22 protein-coding genes and 1 tRNA gene are annotated in these 20809 nt (G+C 67.9%); 14 read left to right on the forward strand and 9 right to left on the reverse strand.

Translation table 11 applies throughout. From position 1 onward, the window contains the following. Positions 1-10: 10 nt before the first annotated feature. Complete coding sequence (locus IEV93_RS10860; RefSeq protein WP_188490526.1) at positions 11-349, reverse strand: DoxX family protein; 339 nt, start codon at positions 347-349, stop codon at positions 11-13. Positions 350-535: 186 nt separating this feature from the next. On the opposite strand from IEV93_RS10860, the gene IEV93_RS10865 reads away from it, so the two are divergent. Continuing rightward, positions 536-1600: a potassium channel family protein gene (locus IEV93_RS10865; RefSeq protein WP_188489535.1), complete on the forward strand. Its 1065-nt coding sequence runs from the start codon at positions 536-538 to the stop codon at positions 1598-1600. Positions 1601-1727: 127 nt separating this feature from the next. Next, positions 1728-2666, forward strand: coding sequence for an NAD(+) diphosphatase (nudC, locus tag IEV93_RS10870; protein ID WP_188489537.1), 939 nt, complete (start codon positions 1728-1730; stop codon positions 2664-2666). Between the two features lie 162 nt (positions 2667-2828). On the opposite strand, the gene IEV93_RS10875 is transcribed toward nudC, so the two are convergent. After that, complete coding sequence (locus IEV93_RS10875) at positions 2829-3077, reverse strand: mycoredoxin (RefSeq protein ID WP_188489539.1); 249 nt, start codon at positions 3075-3077, stop codon at positions 2829-2831. 76 nt (positions 3078-3153) lie between these two features. Here IEV93_RS10875 and IEV93_RS10880 point away from each other — a divergent pair, with 76 nt between their 5' ends. Further along, positions 3154-5232, forward strand: a complete 2079-nt coding sequence (locus IEV93_RS10880) for an ATP-dependent DNA helicase UvrD2 (protein WP_188489541.1) — start codon at positions 3154-3156, stop codon at positions 5230-5232. Between the two features lie 506 nt (positions 5233-5738). Then, positions 5739-6071: a WhiB family transcriptional regulator gene (locus tag IEV93_RS10885; RefSeq protein ID WP_188489543.1), complete on the forward strand. Its 333-nt coding sequence runs from the start codon at positions 5739-5741 to the stop codon at positions 6069-6071. A 104-nt stretch (positions 6072-6175) separates the two neighbouring features. Here IEV93_RS10885 and IEV93_RS10890 read toward each other — a convergent pair whose 3' ends face one another. From IEV93_RS10890 to IEV93_RS10900, 3 genes are all read right to left on the reverse strand, one after another. Beyond that, a complete protein-coding gene (locus IEV93_RS10890; protein WP_188489545.1) occupies positions 6176-7492 on the reverse strand; it encodes an ABC1 kinase family protein in 1317 nt (438 codons plus the stop codon). Positions 7493-7525: 33 nt separating this feature from the next. After that, positions 7526-8407: a hypothetical protein gene (locus IEV93_RS10895; protein WP_188489546.1), complete on the reverse strand. Its 882-nt coding sequence runs from the start codon at positions 8405-8407 to the stop codon at positions 7526-7528. A gap of 113 nt (positions 8408-8520) precedes the next feature. After that, on the reverse strand, positions 8521-10002 hold the full coding sequence (locus tag IEV93_RS10900; protein ID WP_188489549.1) for a zinc-dependent metalloprotease: 1482 nt from the start codon (positions 10000-10002) through the stop codon (positions 8521-8523). Between the two features lie 141 nt (positions 10003-10143). Between IEV93_RS10900 and IEV93_RS10905 the strand changes: the two genes are divergently transcribed. Further along, positions 10144-11154 carry a YlbL family protein gene (locus tag IEV93_RS10905; RefSeq protein WP_188490527.1) on the forward strand — a complete coding sequence of 337 codons (1011 nt, stop codon included), beginning with the start codon at positions 10144-10146 and terminating at the stop codon, positions 11152-11154. A gap of 23 nt (positions 11155-11177) precedes the next feature. Here the strand turns inward: IEV93_RS10905 and IEV93_RS10910 are convergent, their stop codons facing one another. Beyond that, complete coding sequence (locus IEV93_RS10910; protein WP_188489551.1) at positions 11178-11792, reverse strand: PPA1309 family protein; 615 nt, start codon at positions 11790-11792, stop codon at positions 11178-11180. Between the two features lie 103 nt (positions 11793-11895). Between IEV93_RS10910 and IEV93_RS10915 the strand changes: the two genes are divergently transcribed. Together IEV93_RS10915 and IEV93_RS10920 are read left to right on the forward strand one after the other, a co-directional pair. Continuing rightward, positions 11896-14943: a UPF0182 family protein gene (locus tag IEV93_RS10915; RefSeq protein ID WP_188489553.1), complete on the forward strand. Its 3048-nt coding sequence runs from the start codon at positions 11896-11898 to the stop codon at positions 14941-14943. 125 nt (positions 14944-15068) lie between these two features. Continuing rightward, positions 15069-15142 (forward strand) — tRNA-Met (locus IEV93_RS10920). 57 nt (positions 15143-15199) lie between these two features. On the opposite strand, the gene IEV93_RS10925 is transcribed toward IEV93_RS10920, so the two are convergent. Then, positions 15200-15457 carry a hypothetical protein gene (locus tag IEV93_RS10925; protein WP_188489555.1) on the reverse strand — a complete coding sequence of 86 codons (258 nt, stop codon included), beginning with the start codon at positions 15455-15457 and terminating at the stop codon, positions 15200-15202. A 229-nt stretch (positions 15458-15686) separates the two neighbouring features. On the opposite strand from IEV93_RS10925, the gene IEV93_RS10930 reads away from it, so the two are divergent. The 7 genes from IEV93_RS10930 (at position 15687) to IEV93_RS10960 (ending at position 19966) form a co-directional block, all read left to right on the forward strand. Next, positions 15687-16253, forward strand: a complete 567-nt coding sequence (locus IEV93_RS10930) for an RNA polymerase sigma factor (protein ID WP_188489557.1) — start codon at positions 15687-15689, stop codon at positions 16251-16253. A 16-nt stretch (positions 16254-16269) separates the two neighbouring features. Beyond that, positions 16270-16743: a hypothetical protein gene (locus IEV93_RS10935; RefSeq protein WP_188489559.1), complete on the forward strand. Its 474-nt coding sequence runs from the start codon at positions 16270-16272 to the stop codon at positions 16741-16743. Next, complete coding sequence (locus IEV93_RS10940; RefSeq protein ID WP_188489561.1) at positions 16740-17576, forward strand: GAF and ANTAR domain-containing protein; 837 nt, start codon at positions 16740-16742, stop codon at positions 17574-17576. Before IEV93_RS10935 ends, IEV93_RS10940 begins: the two co-directional genes overlap by 4 nt. A 107-nt stretch (positions 17577-17683) precedes the next feature. After that, entirely contained in the window at positions 17684-17854 is a 171-nt protein-coding gene (locus tag IEV93_RS10945) for a CsbD family protein (protein WP_188489563.1), read from the forward strand. Positions 17855-18145: 291 nt separating this feature from the next. Continuing rightward, a complete protein-coding gene (locus tag IEV93_RS10950) occupies positions 18146-18847 on the forward strand; it encodes an aquaporin (protein WP_188489565.1) in 702 nt (233 codons plus the stop codon). Between the two features lie 31 nt (positions 18848-18878). Next, a complete protein-coding gene (locus IEV93_RS10955; RefSeq protein ID WP_188489568.1) occupies positions 18879-19127 on the forward strand; it encodes a LapA family protein in 249 nt (82 codons plus the stop codon). Positions 19128-19171: 44 nt separating this feature from the next. Then, positions 19172-19966, forward strand: coding sequence for a hypothetical protein (locus IEV93_RS10960; RefSeq protein ID WP_188489570.1), 795 nt, complete (start codon positions 19172-19174; stop codon positions 19964-19966). On the opposite strand, the gene IEV93_RS10965 is transcribed toward IEV93_RS10960, so the two are convergent. Continuing rightward, complete coding sequence (locus IEV93_RS10965; protein ID WP_188489572.1) at positions 19957-20247, reverse strand: hypothetical protein; 291 nt, start codon at positions 20245-20247, stop codon at positions 19957-19959. The two genes, IEV93_RS10960 and IEV93_RS10965, sit on opposite strands and share 10 nt — an antisense overlap. A 52-nt stretch (positions 20248-20299) precedes the next feature. Further along, on the reverse strand, positions 20300-20602 hold the full coding sequence (locus tag IEV93_RS10970) for a GlsB/YeaQ/YmgE family stress response membrane protein (protein ID WP_188490528.1): 303 nt from the start codon (positions 20600-20602) through the stop codon (positions 20300-20302). Between the last annotated feature and the right edge of the window lie 207 nt (positions 20603-20809).

Below are 20809 nucleotides of genomic sequence, written 5' to 3' on the forward strand. Positions count from 1 at the left end.
GGTGGGCCTCTCAGGGGGTTGCGCGCCAGATCTTCACCGCGGTGGTGATCATCGGGACCTGAAAGGGCAGACGTGCGATCGCCCCGGCGCGGATCAACGGCTTGTCCCAGTAGATCCGGACCATGTTGAGGTTGGCGGGGTACACCGCGACGAACAGCGCGATGGCCGCGGCCGCGGCGGGCTTGCGTGTGCGTGGGATCAGCAGGCCGGCGCCGATGGCCGCCTCGGCGACGCCGGAGGCGTAGGTGAGGGTGCGGGGCTCGCCCGGGATCTCGCGGGGGATCTGCGCGTCGAACGGACCGGGGACCACGAAGTGCAGCACGCCCATGGTGATCAGGCCGGCGCCCATCACGGTCGCCTCGCGGGACGCGTCGTCACGGGCGGCCCGCACCCGCCGGGTGAGGGGATTCTTCTCCAGGATTGTCGCCATGGTGATCACTATGAACCACCGAGCGCGGCTGTACCGGCGTGCGGGTGAACTCGTCTCCTGGCCGATGTTCGTCGCCCACGCTCGCAGCGGGATACAGTCCCCTCGATGCCCGGACCATTGCGTCGACGACTCCGTCCTGACGAACTCACCTCCATGCCCGACCACGCGCTGGTCGGTGTCGTCCGCATCCCCGAGATGCAGTCGAGCCCGGGGCGTGCGATCAGCAAGCGGGTGCTCATCGCACTCGGTGCGCTGTTCGCCGCGGTGTTCATCGTCTATCTCGATCGTGACGGTTACCGCGATGTCCAGGACAACGAGCTGTCGTTCCTGGACTGTCTGTACTACGCGACGGTGTCGCTGTCGACGACCGGCTACGGCGACATCACCCCGTTTGCGCCGGAGGCGAGGCTGATCAACGTCCTGGTCATCACGCCGCTGCGCGTCATGTTCCTGATCGTGTTGGTCGGTACCACCCTCGAGGTGCTCACCGAACGGTCCCGGCAGGCACTCAAGATCCAGCGTTGGAGGAGCAAGGTGCGCAACCACACCGTCGTCGTCGGATACGGCACCAAGGGCAAGACCGCGGTGGCTGCGATGGTCGAGGACGGGACCAAGCCGTCGGAGATCGTGGTGGTCGACTCGAATCCGACCGTCCTGGAGAACGCCGCCGCCAAGGGCTTGGTGACGGTGCGCGGCGACGCCACCCGCTCCGACGTCCTCCGGCTCGCGGGGACTCAGCACGCGTCGGCGATCGTCGTCGCGACCAACCGCGACGACACCGCGGTCCTCGCGACGCTGACCGCACGCGAACTCGCGCCGAACGCGAAGATCGTCGCGTCCATCCGCGAGGCGGAGAACACCCACCTCATCCGGCAGTCCGGCGCGGACTCCGTCATCGTGTCGTCGGAGACCGCCGGACGCCTCCTGGGTCTGGCCACCTCCACCCCGGCGGTCGTCGAGATCATCGAGGACCTGCTCACACCGGACGAGGGATTTGCCATCGCCGAGCGCGATGTCGAACGCGACGAGCTCGGTGCGTCGCCACAGCACCTCACCGACATCGTGTTGGGCGTGGTCCGCGGGGGCACGCTGCACCGTGTGGACGCCAGCGCGGTCGACGCGATCGAGGACGGCGACCGCCTGCTCTACGTGCGCAAGGGCCTGGCCTGAGCCGAGGGCACTGAGATCGTCCGAGTAGAGCCTCTCCGTGGGCGATATGACCACACAGACGCCGTCAGCGGACGATCCCAGTTGGTCCGCCGCCCGAGCACCCGCCAACGATCACTAAGCTCGCCAGGTGGCCACTTTTGAGTTCATCGAACCTCCTCTGCTGTCCCGGTCGACCATCGATCGGGCCGACGAGATCCGCCACGACGGCGCCCTGCTCGCGTCCCACTGGCCGCAGGCGCGTGTGCTCGAGATCGACGGCGGGGGCCGTTACGGCATCGGCGAGAACGGCCTCAACTGGATCGCGGCAACCGATGTCGCCGAGACGATCCCGTCGCACGCGGTGTTCCTGGGGATCTCCGACGGCGTCCACCTGTGGGCGGTCCGCGTGGGAGCGATCGCCGGGCGCAGTGCGGATGCCCGGAGCAGCGCGGGCCGGCTCACCGGCGACGAGGCGGGATTGGTGAGCACGGCGCTCGGCGTCCTCAACTGGCATGCGGCGGCGGGCTACTCACCGGTCGACGGACATCCGACCGAGCCGGCCCGAGCGGGCTGGGTTCGTCGCAACACCCAGACCGGCGTCGAGGAGTTCCCGCGCACGGACGCGGCCATCATCACCGTGGTGCACGACGGGGCGGACCACGTCCTGCTCGGCCGGCAGTCCGGATGGCCGGACCGCTGGTTCTCCACCTTCGCCGGATTCGTGGAGCCGGGGGAGTCGTTGGAGCAGTGCGTGATCCGCGAACTGCACGAGGAGACCGGGCTCGACGTGTTCGAACCCCGCTACCTCGGCAGCCAGCCGTGGCCGTTCCCGCGTTCGCTGATGTTGGGCTTCGAGGCCCGCGCCGACCGTGACCAGCCGCTGGACTTCATCGACGGTGAGATCACCGAGGCGATCTGGTTCCCGCGCGACGAGGTGCTGGCCGCACTGAGCAGCGGCGACGAATGGTTGCGGGGCGACGGGTCGCCGCAGACCGACGACGGTCCCGATGCCCCGCGCCTACGCCTGCCGGGCTCGATCTCGATCGCACGACAGCTCGTCACGGCCTGGGCGCACGACAAGGACTAGCTCCGTCAGTTGGGCACGCAACTACGCCAGTTGGGCACCTACGATCGTTCATTGGGCACCATCTGCCCAACTGGCGGGTGTACGTGCCCAACTAACGGGCTTACGTGCCCAACTGGCGTACTCACGTGCCCAACTGACGGGCTTATCTGCCCAACTGGCGGGTCAGACGCCGAGCTTGGCCTTGACGTCGCGCACCGACGGGTTGGTGGCGGTGCTGCCGTCGGCGTAGACGACGGTGGGGACCACATGGTTGCCGTTGTTGACGCTGCCGACGAACTCGGCCGCCGACGGCTCACGCTCGATGTCGATCTCGGTCCATTCGATCCCCTCGCTGCGCAGGCCGGTCTTCAGACGTGCGCAGAAGCCGCACCAGGAGGTGGTGTACATGGTGAGGGCGGTGTCGGTGCTCATGGTGGGGCCAACGTCCCCGCGATCCCGAATTGTTCCCCGAACCATGACTGTCGCACCTCTTCGGGATACTGGAGGGATGCACCTCCTGGAGGGCCTGGACCCCGATCAACAGGCCGCGGTCCTCGCACCCCGCGGACCGGTCTGTGTCCTGGCGGGGGCGGGTACCGGCAAGACCCGCACCATCACGCGCCGCATCGCGCACCTGGTCAACGAGGAACACGTCCGCGGCAGCCAGGTCCTCGCGGTCACGTTCACCGCACGCGCCGCAGGTGAGATGCGTGGCCGCCTCCGGTCGCTGGGGCTGGCCGGGTCGGGCAACACCGTGCAGGCGATGACCTTCCACGCCTCGGCCATGCGCCAACTCCGCTACTTCTGGCCGCAGGCGATCGGCTCCAGTCGGTGGGAACTGCTCGACAACAAGTTCCCGGTGGTCTCCCGCGCGGCGCGTCGTTCCGGCCTCGACACCTCCACCGAGACCCTTCGCGACCTGTCGTCGGAGATCGAGTGGGCCAAGGCCTCGCTGATCGGCGTCGACGACTACGTCGAGGAGGTCACCAGACGGCGCCGCGAGACCCCGTTCCCGGCCGAGAAGGTCGCGGCGGTCTACGGCGCCTACGAGGCGGCCAAGATCTCCGCCGACGGCGACCAGCTCCTCGACTTCGACGACCTCCTGTTGATGACGACCGGGATCCTCGCCGGTCACCCGCAGCTCGCCGAGGAGTTCCGCGACCGCTATCGCTGCTTCGTCGTCGACGAGTACCAGGACGTCACACCGGCTCAGCAGAGCCTGCTCGACGCCTGGCTGGGCAACCGCGACGACCTGACCGTGGTCGGCGACGCGAACCAGACGATCTACACCTTCACCGGCGCGAGCCCGCGCTACCTGCTCGATTTCTCCCGGCGCTTCCCCGATGCGGCGATGGTGCGCCTCGAGCGCGATTACCGCTCCACCCCGGAGGTCGTCGGCCTCGCAAACCGTGCGATCGGCGCCGCCCGCGGTCGGGTGGCCGGTACCCGGCTCAAGCTCATCGGCCAGCGGCCACCCGGTCCCGAACCGGTCTTCGCCGAGTACGACGACGAGCCCGCCGAGGCCACCGCGGTCACCGCTCGCATCAAACGGCTGATCGCACAGGGCGTCCCGCCGGCGGAGATCGCGATCCTCTACCGGGTGAACGCGCAGGCCCAGGCCCACGAGGACGCCCTGACCGCGGCGGGCATCCCGTATCAGGTGCGTGGCGGTGAGGCGTTCTTCCAGCGCGCCGAGATCCGACAGGCCATGCGCTCGATCGCGCAGGCCGCAGCCCGCACCGACCTCCCGGAGGATGCCGACCTGCCGACGCTGCTCACGGCGATCCTGGGACCGATCGGTCTGACCGACGAGGAGCCGGCCGGTACGCAGGCCCGCCAACGCTGGGAGTCGCTGCGTGCGCTGGTCGCGCTCTCGGAGGACCTGCTTCTCGACAGCCCGGATATCGGCCTGGGGGAGCTGTCGGCTGAGCTCGCGGCCCGCTCGCAGGCCCGACACCCACCCACGGTGCAGGGCGTGACGCTCTCCTCGCTGCACGCGGCCAAGGGCCTCGAGTGGGATGCGGTGTTCCTCGTCGGTGTCGTCGACGGATCGCTGCCGATCAACCAGGCCATCAACGGGTCCGACGAGGACGTCGAGGAAGAGCGACGGCTCTTCTACGTCGGCATCACCCGCGCGCGCGAACACCTGCACCTGTCCTGGGCGTTGGCGCGGGCCGAGGGTGGCCGACGCGGTCGGCGCCGGTCCCGGTTCCTGATCGATCTGGTACCCGACGACTCGCCGGCATCCCGGATCGCCGAGCCGAAGAAGATCCGCAAGCGACCACAGTGCCGCGTGTGCGGAAAGCAGTTGCTGGGAAAGACGGCGTCGCTGCTCGGACGGTGTGAGAGCTGCCCCAGCAACCTCGACGAGGATCTTTTCGTCGCCCTCAAGGAGTGGCGCAGCGAGCAGGCCAAGGAGCAGAAAGTGCCTGCGTTCGTGGTGTTCTCCGACAACACCCTCATCGCGATCGCCGAACAGCGGCCCGACGACGTCGCCGCACTCGTGGCGATCCCGGGCATCGGCGCGAAGAAGCTCGACCAGTACGGCGAGATGTTGCTCGGGTTGGTCGCCTCCACCGGGGGTTGAGAGTTGTCGGGGAAAGATCGAAACCGCAGGTCATAAATAGGTTGTGCGATCTGCGAACGATCTCGTAAGCTCCTTGATGTCAGTACGGGAACACCTCGCTTGCGCGAGGACGACTCGTGTCATATCGGAACAGAGAGGAGTGGACCAGTGAACAACGCAATCGTCATCTCGGCAGGCATGCCCTCGGCAGCTGCTGCGCGTACACGCGGGGTCCATTCCTGGGGATTCGGCTTTGCTGAGCCCGTGGCACCCACGTTCGAAGCGACAGCCCAGCTGTACTTCGCAGCCGCCACTCCCGCGTCCGCCCCGGCACGAGCCAACCGCAATGCGGTTCCCGTACGACATCGACAGCTGAGCTGAGTTCCAGCGCACGAGCTTTCGAGGCCACGGTGAATCGCACACGCGAAACCCGTGGCCTCTCTTGTGTATTCATGCGATCCACACAAGCGATGTCCGGGTTTGTACAGACCACCCGACCATTTCGCACCCAATGTGGAGGAACCGACATGACCGCGCCGGCCACACCGTTGACCGTATCGATCACCACCGACGACCTGTCCGCCCTCTCCGCCGAGGACTCCTGTACCTCGGCGGACCAGGTGAGCACGCTGCCCTGCCGGGTGGCCGACCCCGACCTCTGGTTCGCCGAGAACCCGACCGAACTCGAGCAGGCCAAGGCGTTGTGCACACAGTGCCCGCTGCGGCGCGAGTGCCTGGCCGCCGCGCTCGAGCGCGCCGAGCCATGGGGCGTGTGGGGTGGCGAGATCCTCGATCAGGGGACCGTCATCGCCCGCAAGCGCCCGAGGGGGCGGCCGCGTAAGCACCCGGTCGCAGCATGAACCCGATGAGACGGCACTCCGACCGGAGTGCCCGACAGGCGAGAAACCGCCGTCTGAGCCAGTCGCTCAGGCGGCGGTTTCGTCGTTTCGGGCTGTCTGTGCGGTCAGTCGGCCAGGCCGGGAACCCAGCGCTCCATGATCTTGCTGTACGGGGCCTCGGCGTCGAGCTGCGCGGCGATGCCGACGCATCCGCCGAGCACCCGGAACACCATGACGTACTCCGGCGGGACGTTGAGGTGGCGTGAGGTCCGGTAGACGTCGCCCTTGAGGTCGGTCGCCTTGCCGACCGCGCGCTGAAGCCATTTGCGGGTGAAGTGGAACGAGTCCGCGGTCAGCGGATCGACGTAGGTGCGCAGGTACGACTCGATGTCTTCGGCGCTGACCCGTTCGCGATTGCGCTCCAGGATGAACTTGGCCTCGATCATCTTCTCGATCAGCGCGGGGTAGTCGTGGTTGCGCGCCAGGCGCAGGATCGGGCCGGTGGCGGGCGGGAGCCCGTCCGGATAGTGCCCGACCGCGCCGAAGTCGAAGATCGCGAGCCGGCCGTCGTCGAGTATCTGGAAGTTGCCGGGGTGGGGATCGCCGTGCAGGAGACCCACGCGCGACGGCGAGGACACCTCGAACGTCGCCAGCTTGGTGGCGGCGTCGTTGCGCTGGGCCTGGGTCCCCGAGGCGATGATCTGCGACAGCGGCGTCCCGGTGATCCACTCGCTGACGACCACCTTGGGTGCGCTCGCCACGATCTTCGGGACCAGGAACTCGGGGTCGCCGTCGAACTCGGCGGCGAAGGCGCGCTGGTTGTCGGCCTCGCCGAGGTAGTTCAGCTCGTCCTCGGTACGGGCGATGAGCTCGTCCATCAGGGCACGGACGTCGGTACCCGGCGACATGCGCTGCATCAGACTCGACATGCGCGAGAGCGTCTTCAGGTCGGCGCGCAATGCGTGGTCGGCGCCCGGATACTGGACCTTGATGGCGACCTCGCGGCCGTCCGACCAGACTCCGCGGTGCACCTGCCCGATGCTCGCCGACGCGGCGGGGGTCTCGGAGAACTCCCGGAACCGTTCGCGCCACTTGGTGCCGAGCTGGGAGTCGAGGACCTGGTGGACCCGTTTGGCGGGCATCGGTGGCGCCTCGGCCTGCAACTTGGTCAGGGCCTCGCGGAACGGCTCGCCGAACTCGTCGGGGACCGCGGCCTCCATCACCGACAGGGCCTGGCCCACCTTCATGGCGCCGCCCTTGAGCTCACCGAGAACCGCGAACAACTGTTCGGCGGCCTTCTCCATGAATTCCTGGTTGATCTCGTCCTTGTCCCCACCCGCGAGACGCTTTCCGAACCCGGCTGCCGCCCGACCCGCCATGCCCAAGGGGAGCGCCGCGAGCTTCGCGTTGCGTCGCCCGCGTCCCTCCGTGATATCCGCCATAGGCCAATCCCTTCCGGTCGACTCCACGATAGTTCACCGACGAAAGAGACAACTGCAGAGCGGGTGTGGCGTCCACCGCCGAACTCGCAGCCGGGCAGGCTGGGGGAGGTATTCGAGCGTGTGATCGACGGTCTGGGGAGACGTGCGGGCGGTGCCGTCGGTGAGCGCGCGTAGACCCGACGCGATCTGCTCGACCTGTTCCATCGCCAGTGCCGACGTGGCGGTCATGGTCGCGGTGCTCGCGTGCCCGGTCTGCCCGATGATCTGTCCGGCCACCAGCGGCCACCCCGGATCGCGGTCGGCGCGGTGGTGGTCGACGCAGCGCAGACAACTGCTCAGACCCGGTAGGACCAGCGGCCCGACCAGTCCGGTCCCGTCCCGCAGGCGCACCGGCAGGTGCGGGATCCGGCGCATCATCAGCCCGGCCAGGATCGCCGGATCGTGGGCGAGGAAGTCGGTGAGCACCACCAGATCCGACGTCCACCCGGGCAGCGGAGCGCCGCCCTCGACCTGCGCGACACGGGGGCGCTGGGTGGACTCGGCCACGGCCATCCCGGCGTCGCGCAGCAGCGTCGTCATCCGGGCCGCGAGGGGGCCACGGCCGTGTACACGGACCCGCAGGCCGCGATCGGGTTCCCGGAGACACAGGGCGTCGGCCTGCCGGAGTCGGTGCACCAGCACCGACACGTCGTTGTCGGACAACCCGATCCGCGCGGCCTCGGCGGCGATCTCGGAGTCGCGACGGGGCGAGGCGAGAAAGCGCAGGAAGGCGACGAAATCCTCGGATCGGATCGTCGGCGGTAGATCGACGACCATGCCGCGGTCGGGGTCGCACCCGATCTGGATGCGGCCGTTGCCGCGGTGGGCGATCGCGAGCCCGGATCGGAGCATGGGTGCGAGATCGGTTCTGGCCATGCCGGACACGATCGCACCACGGCGCCCGGCGTCAGGGGACGCGGAGGCCGTTGTGCACAGCCTGGGGACCGTCCTGACCTGCGCCGTTGCCGACGCAAGGAAGAAAGTCCGACTCAGGCCTTGTCGGCGTCCTCGTCGGGATCGGCCGGACCGTCGCCGTCGGTGTCGTCGGCGGGCGGGTCCTTCTCCAGCGACGCCTTCTTCTCGGCGGCCTCGGCGGCCATCGTCTTCTCCAGCTCCGCGATGGGGTCGTCGAACGAGCTGACGTCGCCGCCGATCACCCGGTCGATGAAGGCGGACGGGTTGTCGACGTCGTCGGAATCGGGCATCAGGTCCGGGTGGGCCCAGACGCCGTCGCGGGTGCTGACGTCGCTGCTCGCGAGGAGCTTCTCCCACAGGTCCGCGGCCTCCCGGAGCTTGCGCGGCCGCAGTTCGAGCCCCACCAGGGTCGCGAAGGTCTGCTCGGCCGGGCCGCCGGTGGCGCGCCTGCGCCGCATTGTCTCGGCCAACGCACCCGCACTGGGGATCCGGTCCGAGAGTGCCTTGGCGACAACGTGTTCGACCCACCCCTCGATGAGGGCGAGCATCGTCTCCAGACGCGCGAGGGCGGCCTTCTGCTCGGGGGTGGTGGTCGGCTCGAACGACGTGCCCGAGGCCATGAGCTCCTCGATCTTCGACGGGTTCGACAGCAGCTCGGTGGGGTCGAGGTTGGCGGCCGCCTCCTGGATCCCGGAGAAGTCCATGGTGATGCCGCGCGCGTACTCCTCGACCGTCGCGAGCAGCCGCTGACGCAGCCACGGCACGTGGGTGAAGAGGCGGACGTGGGCCGCCTCGCGCGCGGCGAGGAAGACGATGATCTCCTGGGCCGGCTGCTCCAGACCGTCGGCGAACGCCGCGATCGCCTCGGGCAGCAGGACCGCGGTGCCCTCGGGTGCCAACGGCAGCCCGATGTCGGTCGAGCTGAGGACCTCCTTGCCGAGCTGGCCGAGACCCTGACCGAGCTGCGTGCCGAACGCCATCCCGCCCATCTGCGAGAGCATGCCCATCATCGGACCGGCGAACTGTTGCGCCTCCTCGGGTAGCCCTGTCGCCCAGGTTCCCGCGATCTGCGCCGCGACCGGGTCGCACAGCCGCTTCCACGTTGGCAGCGTCTCCTCGAGCCACTGCACCGGAGTCCACGCGGTCGAGCGCGACACCCCGGCGGGCAGCGTCGTCACACCGTCGAGCCACAGCTCGGCGAGATGCACCGCGTCGGTGACCGCCGCGATCTGCTTGGGGTCGAGGACCGCGAAGTTGCCGATCTGCTGCCGGGCGAGGTTGGTGGCCACGTCGTAGTTGACCGGACCGCCACCGCCACCCGAGCCGGCGCCGGATCCCATCCCGCTGATCATCGAGCCCAGCTGCGACAGCATCTGACCGAGGGCGTTGGGGTCGAACCCACCGCCACCGCCGAACGGGTTCTGACCACCCAGACCGAACGGGTCGGACCCGCCGGCACCGGAGCCCGAGGAGCCGTCGCCGGAACCGCGATCGGGCTTCCGTGAGGAGTCGTCGTCACCGCTGGCCGAACTGAAACCGAAGGGCAGGTCATTCATGGCGTCCACGGTACCGGCGCGGATGCGTCCGGTGCGGCCTGCGACGCGAGCGGGAAGGAGGTTTCGCTGTCAGCGGAGGGAACCGGGGCGACGCGGACCTCTACTGTGGTGCGCGTGAGAGTTGTTCCCGCGAATCGGCGGATGGTGACCCTGGGGGTCACCCTGGCGTTGCTCATCGTGTTGGTGATGGTCGGCGCCTTCGTGCGTGTGCCGTACGTGAGCCTCGGGCCGGGGCCGACGGTGAACACCCTCGGGACGATCGAGGACAAACAGGTCGTCATGATCAGCGGTGCGCCGGTGCGCCCGACCGACGGCCACCTGAACCTGACGACGGTGTCGGTGACGGACGGACTGACCCTGTTCCAGGCGATGGGGATGTGGCTGTCGGGTCGCGATGCCCTGCAGCCGCGTGAACAGGTCTACCCGCCGGACAAGAGCACCGACGAGGTCCGCAAGGACGACGTCGCGCAGTTCTCCGGCTCCGAGGACTCCGCCACCGTCGCGGCGTTGAAGTATCTCAAACGCCCGGTCGCCCTCGAGGTCACGGTGGACCCGAAGGGCCCGGCCGCGGGCGTGCTGCGCGACGGCGACCGCGTCGTCACCGTCAACGGCGCCGCGGTGTCCACGGCCGATCAGCTGCGTTCCGCGGTCTCCGGCCTACGCCCGGGGACCCGGGTCGTCCTCGGCGTTCCGCAGGGCGCGGCGGTCGCGACACGCACGGTCACCCTCGGGGCCCGGCCCGACGCGAAGGACAAGGGCTATCTGGGTGTCACGCCCGCCGAGGTCAACGCCGACCCGTCGCTGAAGATCGGCTTCAACGTCGGCGACATCGGCGGACCGTCGGCCGGTCTGATGCTGACGCTCGGGATCATCGACAAGCTCGGCGATCAGAACCTGACCGGCGGTCGGTTCATCGCGGGCACCGGCACCATCACCGACGACGGCGAGGTCGGCGAGATCGGCGGGATCACCCACAAGACGCGTGCGGCCCGCGAGGCCGGCGCCACCGAGTTCCTGGTCCCCGAGGGCAACTGCGCCGAGGCGCGTTCGGATGTCCCCGACGGCCTGACGCTGCTCAAGGTCGGCACCCTGAACGACGCCGTGTCGGCGTTGTCGGCGGTCCGATCCGGCCGGGACGCACCGAGATGCTGAGCCCTACCGCGCCGTTCGACGGCTCAGAAGTCGTCGGGGTCGTTGACCAGGGTCGTGGCCAGCGCGGCCAGCAGGTTGGGTGCCAGTTCGGGATGGGCGAGCAGTTCGATCGGTCCGTCGTCGTCGGATCCGGCCGGCGGCTGCAACTGCAGGAGGCTCAGCGACTGACCGTCGCGCAGCACCGCGGCCACCAGTCGGCCGGTGGTCGACTCGGGATGCTCCTCGGCGGCCTGCCGGGCGGCGGAGTCGGCGGCATCGGGATCGGCCAGCAGCGGGACGAGCGCCTCGTCGAGGTCGGTCTCGGCCTCGGGCGGCAGCACGATGATCTCCTGCACCAGGGCGCACCCGGCCACCGAGGACGGCCAGCTGGTGGTGCCCAGGACGTACTCGAGCTCGGTGAGCCCGCTGTCGACGGACACCGGGAGCGGATCCTGTTCGATCAGGGTCAGCTCGGTGCCCTCGAGGGCGTCGGCGAGATCGGGTTGGGTCTGGGCCACCACGGCGGTCGGTACGAGCGCGAAAAGGGTGGCAGGCTGACCCCAACCGTTCGCGTCGACGAACTCGACGACCTCGCGGACGGCGATGCCGAGGGCATCGGATGACAGGGGTGGGAAGTCCGGGTCGGTCACGGCCTCCATCCTTGCATTCGGGTGCGGGCGGACGCCGCCGGGATTCTCGTCAGTAAAGTGTTGTTAAAAGACCGCGTGGTCTCGCGTCGGTCGACTAATGGGAGCGTGAGAAGTGGGAGTACGGGGTCCGGCAGGAATGCCGACACTGTCGCGACGAAGCAAGGTCCTGATCGGTGTCGCGGTCGCGGTCCTGATCATCCTGTTGGTGGGTCCCCGATTCGTGGGGCTCTACACCGACCTGCTCTTCTTCGACGACATCGACTACAGCACGGTGTTCTCGACGATCATCTGGACGCGGGTGATCCTGTTCTTCGTCGTGGGGCTGATCGCGGCAGGCATCGTCTTCGCAGGGCTGGCCCTGGCGTACCGCTCGCGGCCGGTGTTCGTCCCGACGACCGGGCCGGGCGACCCCATCGCGCGCTACCGGACCGTCGTGATGAGCCGGATCCGCTGGTTCGCCATCGTGCCTGCGCTGATCATCGGTCTGCTCTCGGGCCTCGTCGCACAGGGGTCGTGGGCCACCGTCCAGACCTTCCTGCACAGCGAGAGCTTCGGCCAGCGTGACCCGCAGTTCGGATACGACATCAGCTTCTTCGCATTCGATCTGCCGTTCTTCCGCTTCGTCCTGAATTTCCTGTTCGTCCTGCTGGTGATCACGTTCATCGTCAGCCTGTTGACGCACTACATCTTCGGCGGGATCCAGCTGGCCGGTCGCAACGGCACGCTGACCAAGGCCGCGCGGATCCAGCTGGCCGTCATCGCCGGACTGTTCCTGTTGCTCAAGGGCGTCGCCTACTGGTTCGACCGGTACACGCTTCTCTCGAGCACCCGCAAGCAGGAGATCTTCACCGGTGCCGGCTACACCGACATCAACGCGGTGTTGCCGTCCAAGCTGATCCTGCTGGCCATCGCGGTGATCTGTGCCGCGGCGTTCTTCGCGGGCATCGTGCTGCGCGACCTGCGCGTCCCGGCCCTGGCCACCGCGCTGATGTTGCTGTCGGCGTTGGTCATCGGCGTCGGTTGGCCGCTGGTCATGGAGCAGTTCTCGGTCAAGCCGAACGCGGCGAGCAAGGAGGCCCCGTTCATCCAGCGGAACATCGATGCGACGCGGGCGGCCTATCAGATCGGCGACGACAAGGTCACCTACCAGGACAACTGGACCGGCGGCCAGGTCAACCAGCAGAACGTCGACAACGACTCGGCGACCATCTCCAACATCCGTCTGCTCGACCCCAACATCGTCTCGCCCGCGTTCACCCAGCTGCAGCAGCAGCAGAACTTCTACGGGTTCCCGACGCAGCTGGCGATCGACCGGTACCGCGTGGACAACCAGCTGCGCGACTACATCGTCTCGGTCCGTGAGCTCGACCCGAGCCGATTCGCGGCCAACCAGCAGAACTGGATCAACAAGCACACGGTCTACACGCACGGCAACGGATTCGTCGCCGCGCCCGCCAACCGTGTCAACGAGCCGGCCTCGTCGGGCACCGATGTGAACAGCGGCGGACAGCCCGACTTCGACGTCAGCGACATCAACAGCATCGCCGACCCGAACTACCAGGCGAACGCGCCGATCAAGGTCAAGCAGCCGCGGATCTACTTCGGTGAGCTGATCTCGAAGGTCAACCCCGACTACGCGATCGTCGGCTCGGACAACGGCCAGCGCAACGAGTACGACACGGCCACCAGTCAGTACACCTACACCGGTGGTGCCGGCGTCTCGCTGGGCAACGTGTTCAACCGGCTCGCCTATTCGATCAAGTACACCGAGCGCAACATCCTGCTCTCGGGTGCGATCAACAAGAACTCGAAGATCATCTACAACCGTGATCCCCGAGATCGTGTGAAGAAGGCCGCGCCGTGGCTGACCGTCGACTCCAAGACCTACCCGGCCGTCATGGCCGACGGGTCGATTCAGTGGATCGTCGACGGCTACACCACGCTCGACGACTACCCATACGCGCAGAAGACGTCGCTGCAGGACGCGACCACCGACGCGCAGGAGCTCAACCAGGGTCAGACGGGCCGGACGCAGATCAACAAGCAGATCGCGTACGTGCGCAACTCGGTCAAGGCGACCGTCGACGCGTACACCGGCAAGGTCACCCTCTACCAGTTCGACGACAAGGACCCGGTCCTCAAGACCTGGATGAAGGTGTTCCCCGGAACGGTGAAGTCGCGGGCGGAGTTCGACCGCAACCAGAGCCTCAAGGAGCACGTCCGCTACCCCGAGGACCTGTTCAAGATCCAGCGCTCGCTGCTGGCGAAGTACCACGTCGAGAACCCGAGCACGTTCTTCCAGGGCAACTCGTTCTGGTCGATCCCGGCCGACCCGACGGACTCGAACGCATTGGACCGGGGTCTCGATCAGCCCCCGTACTACTTCGTCGCGTCCGACCCGCGCCGGCAGAACCAGGCGAGCTTCCAGCTCACCAGCGTCATGAACACCCTGAACCGGGACTTCCTGGCGTCGTACCTCACGGTGTCGTCGGATCCGTCCACGTACGGACAGATGACGATTCGCGAGGTCCCGAGCAACCCGACACGTGAGGGCCCGCGACTGGCGTTCTCGGCGATGTCGACCTTCGGTCAGGTCAACGCGGACCTGAAGAACCTCGAGAACACGGCGTCCACCCGGTTCGGCAACCTGCTCACCCTCCCGGTGGGGCAGAACGGTCTGCTGAACGTGGTCCCGCTCTACGCCCAGGCGAAGAACTCCGACGCGACTTTCCCGCGTCTGTTCCGAGTCGTGGTGCGGTACCGCAGTTCGGACGCGGACCCGCCGAGCATCGGATACGCGCCGACCATCGCCGAGGCCCTGCAGCAGGCGGGCATCAGCCCGGCTGCCGCGGCGGAACCCGACAGTGTTCCGAGTGGCCAGGCGCCCACGACGGGCAACGGTGGCCAGGAGCAGCAGCCGACGGACGGTCAGACGCAGACGGGACAGGTGCCCACGACCACGGCACCGAGCACCCCGTCGACGACCCCGGCCCCGGGTAGCCCGGCGAGCAGTGCCGATCGAGATGCCGCTGTCACGGAACTGAACTCGGCGATCGACGCGCTGCAGCAGGCGCAGAGTTCGGGCAACTTCAGTGCCTACGGACAGGCTCTGGACCGACTGAAGGCGGCGACTGACAAGTACGAGGCGTTGCCGAAGTAGGACCACAGTGAACGCGAGATCGCCCGGCCGGGAACACATCCCGGCCGGGCGTTCTCGTCTCCGGTGCTGGTCAGGGATCGATTTGCCTACATCGAGGCCCTCTGTGTAACGTTGTGTTCACCCGACGCGGGGTGGAGCAGCTCGGTAGCTCGCTGGGCTCATAACCCAGAGGTCGCAGGTTCAAATCCTGTCCCCGCTACAAGTAAAAGATCCCGATTCGCACTCCGGTGCGGATCGGGATTTTTTGTGCGCGAAGCTATCGCACCTCTTCGACGGTGACATCGACGCGGCCACCGGCGATGTCGTGAGCGACCTGCTGCACCTGTTCGGCGACCTCACGCGTCGAGGCAGTCGCGGCGACGCGAACGTGCACCGAGGTGGTGATCCCGTCCGTGGCCACGCCCGAGACACGCGGATCGATGGGATCCGACGGGGACTCCGGGTCATCGCCCAGCGCGGTCACACCGGGCACGGCGAGCACCGCGTCCGCGATCCGGTCGATGGGGTCGGTCATCGTGAGTCCTTCGCTCGCGTCGGGAGGGTTCTCGCGGATGCGTCCGCATCGCCCGACATGTCTGTTGTCGGTGCGAGACCTGCGCAACGCACGTCAACACCTTGTGATGAAAACCACAGAGGCCCCCACCCCATCCGTGACAACGGACGTTGCGAAGGTCTTATTGTGAGAGTGCCTCTTCCACATGATGGCTTCTTCAGCGGAGCCGTCGAATGGGTGAGGTCAACAGATGCGTACAGAGAGTCAGGCTCTCGTCGATCTCGACGACCTGCACCTGATAGATCTCGCGTCGGAGGGCGACCTCGAGGCGTTCGATGTTCTCGTCGCCCGGTTCGGTCCGCGCCTGCACGGCTACGCGCGCCGGATGTTGTCCGACGAGTGCGCGGTGCAGGAAGTGGTCCAGGATTCGTTCGTCGCGGCGTGGCGCGGCCTGCGCACCTTCCGTCGGGACAGCTCGGTGCAGACGTGGTTGTTCGCGATCTGTTCCCGCAAGATCACCGACGCCTATCGGAAACGCTCGCCGGTGCCGATAGGCGACGACATCGACGACCACACGGCGGTGTCGACCCTGGGCCTGCCGTATCCGTCGGCTGCCGGCGAGGCCTTCGTCGACGCCCTCGAGGCCAGCCTGGCCACACTGCCGCCGCGGCAGCGGGCGGCGTGGCTGCTGCGAGAGGTGGAGGGTATGGCCTATCAGGAGATCGGTGACGTGCTCACGCTCGGCCCCGGCGCGGCCCGCGGTCACTACACGCGCGCTCGTGGAGCGCTACGCGAATCCATGAGGAGTTGGCTGTGATCGAGAGGAGTTGGCTGTGACCGAACGGCCCGCGGTGCCCCCGAAGAGCGAGATCATCGCCGCGCTGCAGTCGCGGTCGGAATCGAGCTGGGACGCGGTGAGTGAGACCGTCCGCGAGCAGGTGCGCGCCGCATCCCGGCCGGGCCGGTTGCTGCGCATCACCGGGTCGTCGTCGCACGTGCCGGGCGATCTCACCGTTCGCGAACAGGCGATGCGGGCGCTGCTGACGCGTGCTCTGCGCGCTGACGCCGAGTACGAGACGTCCCGGGTCGGTCTCGACATCGACCGCCGCGAGCTGACCGGCGTCCAGATCGACCTGCGCGGGACCATCGACGCCGAACTGCGCGTGGTCGCTCACCGTGTCCGCCATGTGGTCCTCGGAGTCGTCCGGGACGTGCTGGGGGAGGCGCAGGTGGACCTGCTGACCCACACAGTCGACGTCGACCTGAGCCGTATCGTGACGACGCAACCCCAGCGAGGAGCGAGATGACCAGTACTCCGGTGCACGAGAACGATCCCGCGTCTGATCCGCGGACGAGCGAGTCGTTGCTCGCCGCAACCCCGGACGGGGCCACCGATCGTGCGGTCGAGGTGGCCGGAGCGGTCGCCGAGTCCGACGCCAGCCCGGCTGCGCTGGCGTCCATGCTGATCGCCCTCGGGGGGAGCATCACCGACGAGGACGATCTCGTCGTACTGCTCCAACGGGTGGTCGACGTCGCGCACGAGGCGATCGACGGAGCCGAGTGCGCGAGCATCACGATCGCCCTCGGTGGTCGCACCTACACCGCCGTACACACCGACACCCGGACCCTGCGCGTCGACCAGGGGCAGTACGACGCCGACGACGGTCCGTGCCTGCACGCGGCGCGGACGGGCGAGACCGTGCTGGTCGACGTCGACGCCGGTGAACAGCTGTGGCCCGATTTCGCGCGTGCCGCCGCCGAGGAGAACATCCACTCGTTCCTCGCCGCCGCTCTGGCGGCCCCGGATCAGCGGCTGGGCGCGCTCAACCTGTACGGCCGGGAGCCGGCCGCGTTCGACTCCCTCGACGCCGACATCATGGAGCTCCTGACGACGACGGTGTCGCGGGCCATCAGTGACTTCGCCCGGTTCAAATCCGCTCTCGAGGTAGCCGACGCCCTGCGGGCTGCTCTGAACAACCGCGCGCCGATCGAGCAGGCCAAGGGGATCATCATGGGCCGCCACGGGGTCGACGCCGAGCAGGCGTTCAAGATCCTGCGCGCGCAGTCGCAGAACACCAACCGGCGGGTGCGCGACATCGCTGCCGATCTGATCGTCGAGACCGGCGCGCCGACGAACTGAACGGCGATCTACGCATGTGACACAGCTCACGTATGTCCCGGCGTGCACATCCGGGCGGTCCGCCCGACTACCCCTACGAACACACCACCGCACACAAGGAGATACACATGAGCTTCGTCGACAAGGCCAAGAACGCTGCAGAAGACGCCATCGGCAAGGCCAAAGAGGTCGTCGGTGACGTGACCGACAACAAGGACCTCGAGGCCGAGGGCAAGGGCGACCAGGGCAAGGCCGGCGTCAAGAAGGTCGGCGAGAACATCAAGGACACCTTCAAGTAAGACCTGCGTGAGCCGGTTGGGCGCACATCGCGCCCAACCGCTCCGTTTCCCGCGACGGTGAGTCGTCCCGTTCGCATTCACAGTCGCCGTTCGTTCGCGACACCGTCACATCGCACGACCACAGCCGACGCATTCGCGCCCGGCGGATCAGTCGTGCCCCGAACATGGAGTGAACAACATGAGTGGACAGCGCAGTCTCGCCAGCAGGCTCTACGCAGGTCTGGGTCGCGTCACCTGGGGCGTCCTCAAGCGCAAGCTCGACGAGCGCCGGCACGGTAAGGAGCGGTCCCGATGACCGAGACCTCACTGGCCCGGGCCGGCATCGCCGAGGGCGTCGGCACAGCTGTCCTCGTCATCGGTGGCGTGGGCACCGCTGTGCTCGCCGGTGACACCGTCGGCACCGTCGGAATCGCACTGGCCTTCGGACTCACGCTTCTCGCTCTCGTCTTCACCATCGGGCCGATCTCGGGCTGCCACGTCAACCCGGCGGTCACGCTCGGTGTGCTGGTGTCGCGCCGGATCGACGCGCGCAGAGCCGCGACCTACGTGGTCGCGCAGATCCTCGGCGCGATCGTCGGTGCCGCGCTGGTCCTGGTCATCGCCTCGGGCCGACCGGGCTACGCCATCGACACCGACGGGTTGGGCACCAACGGGTTCGGGTCGGCGTCGAAGGGCGGCTACGGACTCGTGCCGGTTGCCATCGTCGAGATCGTGGCGACCGCCATCCTGGTCTTCGTCGTCCTCTCGGTGACCGCACGTTCGGCGCCCCAGTCCACCGCGGTCGGGGTGCCCATCGGCCTCACCCTGACCGTGCTCCACCTGATCGCCATCGGCATCGACTCCACGTCGGTCAACCCGGCGCGGTCGATCGGCCCGGCCCTGTTCGCCGGCAATCTCGCACTGTCCCAACTCTGGGTCTTCATCGTCTTCCCACTCCTCGGCGCGGTCATCGCGGCGGGTCTCCATCGAGTTGTGTTCAACGAATCACGTTGAGCGACATCACCTATCACCGACAGGAACAATCATGAACTCCTCCACCCCCACCCGCCGTTCCGGCTCCGTCCTCTCGAAGATCACCCTGGTGATCGGCCTGCTGCTCATCGTCGCGCTGGTCGTCTTCGTCCTGCAGAACACCGACCACACCCGGATCGAGTTCATCAGCTTCAACTTCGACCTCGGCGTCGGCGTCGCCCTGCTCGGGGCCGCTGTGGTCGGCGCCGTCATCGCCCTGATCGTCAGCGCAGCCATCCGCGTCCGACGAGCCGTGAAATGATCACCCCGACCTCGCCGACCGCTCCCACCTCGGAGAGCTGACTCATGGCGAAGCCACTCGGTGACGCGGAGCTCGTCGACATCCTCTACCGGGCAACAGGTCTCATCGGACCGGTGCTGGACGCCCTGGAACACGACGATCCGTTCACCGGCAACGAGCGTCTGCATTCGGACGGTGATGACTCCGTCGGGACCGATGCCGATCCCTCGTTCTCCGACAAAGCGATCTCGGCGGCCGCCGACTCGTTGTCGTGGGTGACCAACAAGGCGTCGGCGCCCGGATCGGCAAAGTGGCAGGGACTCTCGGTCGACGAACGGTCGGACTGGTGGGTCTCGCGTGTCGGCGCCCTGACGTCGGTGCTCGTCGCCTACCCGGGAGTGTTCGGTGCCGCGTCGGATCGTCTGCCGATCCAGGACGTCCTGGGCTTCACGCAACAGGCGTTCGTGCTGTGCGCGATCGCGCGGGTGCACGGAGTGACGGACCGCGCGCGGCAGACCGACCTGCTCGCGTCGGTCCTGTGTGGGCGAACCGTGGACGCCGCCGCGATTCGCACGAAGGCTTCGGAGAAGGCAGTCTCGGAGTCGGCGGACCCGCCGGCCCCGTCAGCACGCTCGTGGTCGGCGCGGGATGTGGTGGCGCGGGTGTGGACCACCGCGAAACTGCTGCGTGCCGTGGTCGGTGAGGCGAAACGGCGCCCGGCGCCGGGACGGCTGTCGAAGTTGCTCAGTGCGGTTCCGGTCGTGGGGGCCGCCGCCGATTACGTGGGTGAGCGTTCGGCGCTCAAGCGTGCCGCCAAGGCGGCCACGGCCTGGCTCGCGAAGGGACCCGTTCAGGTCTGAGGCGGGCGGGGGACCTCGGTCTCCCAGCGTGCTCGACGCTCGTCGTCGGACTGCTCCCACCACGGCGTCCCGCGCTCACCGAGCGCGACCTTCGCGGCCTGCACCCCGGCGCGAGACTCGGGTGCGCCCGAGGTGCGCTTCACCTCGCGTCGCCAGGCCATCAGGATCGACCGGAGTTCGGCGTCGCGGTCGTCGGGGATGAGCGGGTCGGTCGCACGCCAACGACGGCCGCCCACGATGATGTGGCGGCCGTCGTCGGTGCGCTCGGGTGACCCCGTCACGGGCAGTGGATGCGGCGTCGCGGGACCCGCATCGTCACGTGTTCGTCGAGCGTCAGCTCCGGACCTTCTTGACGATGAACAGCAGGATCACCGATCCCAGGAGGGCGGTGAGGAAGGTGAAGAACCATCCGCCGCTGGCCGTGTCGAACGCGAAGCTGAGCAGGAAACCGCCCAGGAACGCGCCGATCACGCCGACGACGACGTTGAGCACGATTCCCATCTGCTTGTCGGTGCCCATGAACTTGCTGGCCAACCAGCCGGCGATGCCGCCGATGATGATGTAGCCGATGATTCCCACCGACGTTGTCGTGGTGGAACGCGCGGCCAGGATCTCCACTGCGGTAGCGGTATTGATGATGATCTCCTCGGGTTCGGTTCAGTAAAGACAAGGTCAAACCTACGCGCTGACACCGCTGGTGACCGGGGATTTGCTCTCCGGACCCGACCCGGCAAGGATCGTGTCGGGAGTCGGGTCGAGTAGGTGCCGGGTTGCCTCTGTGCCAGACCCGCGTTCACACGGGGTCGGCGCAGCTCGGATCGACCGGCGGTGCACCACCGTCAC

It is taken from the genome of Williamsia phyllosphaerae (assembly GCF_014635305.1).
Taxonomy (GTDB): Bacteria; Actinomycetota; Actinomycetes; order Mycobacteriales; family Mycobacteriaceae; genus Williamsia_A; species Williamsia_A phyllosphaerae.